The following is a 4,058-nucleotide window of genomic DNA, read 5'->3' on the forward strand; positions in this document are numbered from 1 at the left end:
CGCTGCTCCTCGGAAGGATGGATTCACTTCAGGCCAGCCCCGGGAAGGCAGCCAGGCTTAGCGGTCGGCGGCGAAGGAGCCGAGTCGGTCCGCGGCGCCGCGCAGGACAGCGGCAATGCCCGCAGCATCGTCGCCCACTTCGGCCCGGCGTCCCAGCACGCTGAGTGCGGCCAGGATGTTGCCGCCGGCGTCACGCACCGGGACTGCGAGTTCCACGATGTCATGCTCAAATTCCTCGTCGCAGGTGATGTGGCCGCGCGCCACGTCGCGGGCCATCAGCTCCCGGACCTCATCGGTGGAGTGCGCCGCGCCGGGGCCGCCCACGCCGATGAAGTTCACTTCGTGCAGCAGCAACTCCAGGGCAGGTAGGTCGTGGTCCCAGAGCAAAGCCCTGCCGGCACCGGTGCACCAGACCGGCGTCACCATGCCCGGAGCAACGAAGCTGCCCAGGCCGGCGTCGTTACTGGAAGCGCGCAACAGGATCGCCCGGAAACCGTCCCGGACGGAGAGCCGGACCCGCAGCCCCAGGGCGGAAACCAAGGACTCGAGTTCGGGCTTGGCTTCACGTACCCAGCCAGTGTTCAGCGATGCGGCAAGGCTGAAGAACCGCGGCCCGGTCCGGAACGGGCCCCGGTCCACCCGCTCCAGCAGGCCCAGATCGCACAGTTCCTGCGTCAGGCGTGAGACGCGGCTTTGGTCCATGTCCAGCTCCGCGGCCAGCTGGGAGACGCCCAGCAGCTGCCGCCCGCGTTTCTCCCGGTCAACCACCAGCCGGACAATGCGGAGCCCCTGCGCCAACGATGACGCTTCAGCGGACGAATCCACGCTTATTACCCCTCACTGCCGGTGCCCGCCCTATTCTTCCACGGCGACAAATCTTCCACGGTGACCCGGGCTGGTTACGCAGGTGACCCGGCCTGGTTACTGGACTGCCGCCGTCGGCCGTTTCCGGCCGTGCCGGACGTAGAAGTAGGCGTAGCAGGCGGCAACGAACGGGATGCCGAAGTAGAGGGCGGCCACCTGGTTGGGGTCCAGGGCGATGCCCACGAGCGAGATGACGCACAGTGTGAACGCCAGGATGGGCACCAGGGGGAACAGCGGGGCTTTGTAGGCAAGGGCGCCCACGTCGCCGCCGTTCCGCACGAAGGCGCGCCGGTGGAAGAAGTGCGAGGCGGTGATGGACATCCACACCCCCACCACGGCGAATCCGGCCACGGAGACCAGCACCAGGTACACCGTTTCCGGGGCCACCACGCTGCTGACCAGCGATGCGATGCCGCCCACCATGCTCACCGAGAGGGCGATCAGCGGGATGCCGCGGCGGGTGAGGCGCCGGAAGGCCTGGGGCGCGTGGCCTTCGTCGGCCAGCGAGTAGAGCATCCTGGCGCAGGAGAAGAGCCCGCTGTTTCCGGCGGAGAGGAGGGCTGTGATGATGACGAAGTTCATGATGTCGGCGGCGAACGGGATCCCGATGGCCGAGAAGACAGTAACGAACGGGCTCTCGTCCAGGCCCACTTCGTTGTAGGGGATGGTGGCGGCGATGACGGCGATGGCCCCGACGAAGAAGATCAACAGGCGGATCACTGTGGTGCGCATGGCTTTGGGGATGCTGGTGGCGGGGTCCTTGGTTTCGCCCGCTGCCACGCCGATCAGCTCGGACCCCGAGAAGGCGTAGAAGACGGCGAGCACGGTGACCAGGACGCCGGTGAAGCCGTTGGGGAAGAGGCCGCCCGCCGTGTTGAAGTTCTCGAAGAGGAAGGGGTGGCTGGCGCCGTCGCTGAGTGGACGGAAACCGAACAGGGCGGCGCCGCCGAGGACGATCAGGCCGATAATGGCGCCCACTTTGATGATGGCGAACCAGAATTCGGATTCGCCGAAGAACTTGGCGGACACCGCGTTGAAGCCGAACAGCACGGCAGCGAAAATCAGGCACCAGATCCACACGTCAACGTCCGGGAACCAGCGCTGCATCAGCAGCCCGGACGCGGTGAACTCGGAGCCGATGGCCACCGCCCAGCAGAGCCAGTACAGCCAGGCGGTGGCGAAACCGGTGGCGGGCCCGATGGAGCGGGCGGCGTAGATGTGGAAGGCGCCGGACACCGGATAGGCGATGGCCAGCTCACCCAGGCATGCCATCACCAGGTACACCACAAACGCGCCCACCAGGTAGGCGAGCACAGCGCCCAGCGGACCGGCCTGGGAAATGGTGTAGCCCGAACTGAGGAACAGGCCCGATCCGATGACGCCGCCCATGGCGATCATCACCAGGTGCCTGGTGCCCATGGATCTCCGGAGTCCGGGTTGGACCGGCGCGGGCCCGGCGGGCTTCAGGTCCGGCGTCGCGTCGAGCGTCAGGGGTGAGGGGGTTTCCACGGGCGTCTCCAGGAGGGGTGGTCAGCAGGTGTGCGGCAGCCGGGCGCACTCCCCTGTCCCGTCCCGGGTACCGAAGATCTGCACGTCAACAGAGAGAAATTAGCACAATCACCGAATTACGCTCGTTAAAATCATGCGAACTTGTTCATATTGCACGCGTGTTACCTCGGGTGACCCTCCACCGGCTGGAAACTCAGCGGGCGACGAGCGCCTCGCTGGCCTCCCACAAACCCTGCGCCAGCTCGGCGTCGTACGCCTGGGCGTTGGCCTTGGCGAGGGCGCGCTTGGCGTAGTAGGCGCCGGAGATCCAGTCGGTGCCGGCGGTGCCGTTGCTGAGCCAGAGGAGGGTGTCGGCGCCCTGGTCCGGGGTGAGCATAAAGCGGTTGAGCAGCGTCTTGTAGGCGTGCCGCATGGGGCTGGTGGACTCTGCCGCGAAGTTGGTGCGGACCACGCCCGGGTGGAACGCCGCCGTCGTGATTCCGTGCTCGCCGAAGCGGCGGTGCAGCTCGGATGTGAAGAGGATGTTGGCGAGTTTGGCGGTGCCGTAGGCGCGGTTGGTGGAGTAGGTGTGCTCCGATTTGAGGTCGAAGAGGTCCATTTTGCCGAAGCCGTTGGCCGCGCTGGCGGTGTTGATGACCTTGGCGTTGCTGGCGGTGAGGACGTCCATCAGCTCGGTGGTGAGCAGGAACGGCGCCAGGTGGTTGATCTGGAAGGTGGACTCGTTGCCGTCCACGGTGAGCTGGTGCTTGCCCATGATGCCGCCGGCGTTGTTGGCCAGGACGTCAATCCGGTCGTAGTCGTCCCGCAGCTGCGCGGCGAGCGTGCGGACCTGGTCCAGCTCGGCGAAGTCGCTGACGAAGTAGTCGGCGTTGAGTTCCTTCGCGATGGCCTGCGTCTTCTCCTCGGAACGGCCGACGACGACCACCCGGTCGCCTGCCTGGGTCAGCGTCCGCGCGGCTGCCGCGCCAATGCCGTCGCTGGCGCCGGTAATCACGATGGTGCGTTGGGTCAAGGGGTGTCCTTCGGTTGGGGTGGAACCTGGGAGTGCGGACTCCTGCCAGCCTAGCGGTACGGCAATTCTGTCCCCGGCGCACCGGCGGGCATAAGCTGCACAAGGAATCACACCGCAACCCTGGGAGAGAGCGACATGGAGATGGCCAAAGCGTCCGACGAAGCCAAGGAGCGCTTCCGCTCAGTAGTGCCGGACAGCCCCGAGGTGGTGGTCAAGCCGATGTTCGGCAACCTGGGCGCCTTCGTCAACGGCAACATGTTCGCCGGACTGTTCGGCTCCACGATCGGCGTGAAGCTCTCCGACGCAGACCGGCAGGTGCTCGAAAGCACCGAGCGGACCGTCCCGTTCGGCCCGGCGGAGCGGCCCATGGGCGGCTACACCGGGCTGCCGGAGGTGTGGAACGCCGAGGGTGAGGGCGACGACGCGCGGGCAGGCGCCTGGGTGGAGAAGGCCTTCGAGTACGTCGCGGGGCTCCCGCCGAAAGCGCCCAAGGCAGCCAAACCCCGCAAGTAGCGGCGCACCCGGAGTACGACGACGGCGGGGCGCCCGGAATTGGCGGGTTCTAGCGGTCGTTGCAACACCCAGAATTTTTGGGAGTTGCAACGACCGTGTCGTCTTTAACGAAAGAAGCTGTCGGCCAGAGGAAGTACACGCCTGACCAGAAGAGTGAGTT

4 protein-coding genes are annotated in these 4,058 nt (G+C 66.5%); 1 reads left to right on the forward strand and 3 read right to left on the reverse strand.

All coding sequences use genetic code 11. The features are described from left to right. Positions 1-57: 57 nt before the first annotated feature. From V6M49_RS15205 to V6M49_RS15215, 3 genes are all read right to left on the reverse strand, one after another. Entirely contained in the window at positions 58-825 is a 768-nt protein-coding gene (locus V6M49_RS15205; RefSeq protein ID WP_332761803.1) for an IclR family transcriptional regulator, read from the reverse strand. A gap of 96 nt (positions 826-921) precedes the next feature. After that, positions 922-2,373 carry an amino acid permease gene (locus V6M49_RS15210; protein ID WP_442959741.1) on the reverse strand — a complete coding sequence of 484 codons (1,452 nt, stop codon included), beginning with the start codon at positions 2,371-2,373 and terminating at the stop codon, positions 922-924. A gap of 193 nt (positions 2,374-2,566) precedes the next feature. Further along, entirely contained in the window at positions 2,567-3,385 is an 819-nt protein-coding gene (locus V6M49_RS15215; protein WP_332761804.1) for an SDR family NAD(P)-dependent oxidoreductase, read from the reverse strand. Positions 3,386-3,520: 135 nt separating this feature from the next. Between V6M49_RS15215 and V6M49_RS15220 the strand changes: the two genes are divergently transcribed. After that, a complete protein-coding gene (locus V6M49_RS15220) occupies positions 3,521-3,898 on the forward strand; it encodes a TfoX/Sxy family protein (protein ID WP_332761806.1) in 378 nt (125 codons plus the stop codon). Positions 3,899-4,058 lie beyond the last annotated feature (160 nt).

Origin of the sequence: Pseudarthrobacter sp. (assembly GCF_036675385.1) — a bacterium.
Lineage (GTDB): Bacteria > Actinomycetota > Actinomycetes > Actinomycetales > Micrococcaceae > Arthrobacter.

Bases quoted from the DNA above. Each gene is read 5' to 3' on its own strand.
- V6M49_RS15220 (WP_332761806.1), top strand. From the start codon at position 3,521: ATGGAGATGGCCAAAGCGTCCGACGAAGCCAAGGAGCGCTTCCGCTCA.